This is a genomic window from Actinomadura fibrosa, assembly GCF_900659615.1.
Taxonomy (GTDB): domain Bacteria; phylum Actinomycetota; class Actinomycetes; order Streptosporangiales; family Streptosporangiaceae; genus Spirillospora; species Spirillospora fibrosa.
Genome location: NZ_CAACUY010000532.1, coordinates 1 through 1,657, shown reverse-complemented (window position 1 = coordinate 1,657; position 1,657 = coordinate 1). Strand labels below are relative to the sequence as shown.

Genomic DNA, 1,657 nt, shown 5'->3' with positions numbered 1-1,657 from the left:
CCGCTGCCCGGGCTGCCGCGGTGGGCACGGCCTGCCCGGCGCGCCCGCGCCCGCCCTGCCCGGCGGGCAGGACGGTCCCTCGGGCGGCGGCTCCGGAAGCGGTCATCCGATCGGCCTCGCCGACCTCTGGACGGCCCCGTACCCGGTGGCACCGGTCGCCGTGAACCCGCGCACCCTCCACCGCACGGCACCGGCCGACCAGGCCGCGCCCGGCGGTCCCGCCGTCGTCCCCGACTGACGGCCGCCCACCCCCGCGAGGCCGCCGCCCGCCCCGCACCGGACTCCCGGTGCCAGCGGGCCGCCGCCTCCCTCACCGATCAGCACCGCTGATCCCTTCTGATCCCTTATCGCGAGCTTCCACCGGAAGCGGCGGCCCAGCCGCCGCCGGGCGCCGCGCAATCTCGGACGCGCCGCGCCGCATACCGACTGAACGATTCACCCGAATCGCCGAGCGAAGACAGGAGCAAGACATGCGCAACTGGGCAAGGAACACCGGCCGCGCCGCGATCGTGGCCGCGGGCTTCGTCGCCATCGGAGCCGGACTCGGCTCCGGCGTCCCGGCCTCCGCGGACATGGTCAGCGACGGCGGGTACGGGGTGCTGAGCGGCAACCAGCTCGACGCGCCGATCTCCGTGCCGGTCAACGTGAGCGGCAACTCCGCCGCCGTGCTCGGCGTGGCCAACGCCGAGAGCCCCGGCGGCGCCCACGTCGCCAACGTGTCGGGAGACTACGGGAACGACTTCTGGAGCGGTCCCAAAGAGGGGCTCTGGCAGGGCCACGAAGGCGGACCCTGGCACGGCCCCAAGGGCCGGCCCTGGCACCGGCCCGGGCACGGCCCGACGATGCTCACGTCCGGGCGCGGCGGCGTCGGCAGCGGCAACCAGCTGCGGGCGCCCATCAGCATCCCGATCGACATCTGCGGCAACGCCGTCGCCGTCATCGGCGTCAGCAAGGCGGCGTGCGAGGGCGGCGCCGACGTCCGCAACATCACGCACGGCGACCTCTGGGACAAGTCGCGCGGCGGCCTCTGGGGCCACCCGCACGGCGGGCCGCGCATGATCTCCTCGGGGGCCGGCGGCGTGCTGAGCGGCAACCAGGCCCACGCCCCGATCAGCGCGCCGATCGACGTGTGCGGCAACGCCATCGCCGTGCTCGGCGTGGGGCACGCCTGGTGCAAGGGCGGCGCCACCGTGCTGAACAAGACCGCCGGGTACGAGATGATCAGCTCGGGCCGGGACGGCGTCCTCAGCGGCAACCAGGCCAACGCCCCGGTCAGCGCGCCGATCAACCTCTGCGGGAACGTCCTGGCGGTGCTCGGGACGCCGAAGGCGTGGTGCAAGGGCGGCGCGGAGGTGCTCAACGTCCCCGGCCACCCGCGGCCCGTCCCGGAGGCCCCGGTGGTGCCGGTGAAGCCGCTTCCCAAGCCCCACAAGCCGCACAAGCCCGTGAAGCCGCACAAGCCCCACAAGCCGCACAAGGTTCCGGCGCACCGGCCCGCGACCGTCCACAAGTCGCTGCCGTCCACGTTCCGGTCGGTCCTCACCGGCTCCCCGGAGCGGCGCCCCGCCGCCCCGGCCGCCGCCGGCGCGCCGCAGCGGGCCGGGGAGCTCCTGCGGTCCGTGACGGGCGGCCTGCGTCCGAAGCCGGTCGCGCCGCG

General features: G+C 75.7%; 2 protein-coding genes. Both read left to right on the top strand.

The genetic code is table 11. From position 1 onward, the window contains the following. Window positions 1–238 (top strand): hypothetical protein (locus tag E1300_RS51185; protein ID WP_207400463.1); only part of this gene is annotated, 238 nt, incomplete at its 5' end. Window positions 239–470: 232 nt separating this feature from the next. Continuing rightward, window positions 471–1,657, top strand: a 1,187-nt coding sequence (locus E1300_RS49450; protein WP_131764146.1) for a chaplin family protein, incomplete at its 3' end; no start/stop codon positions are given.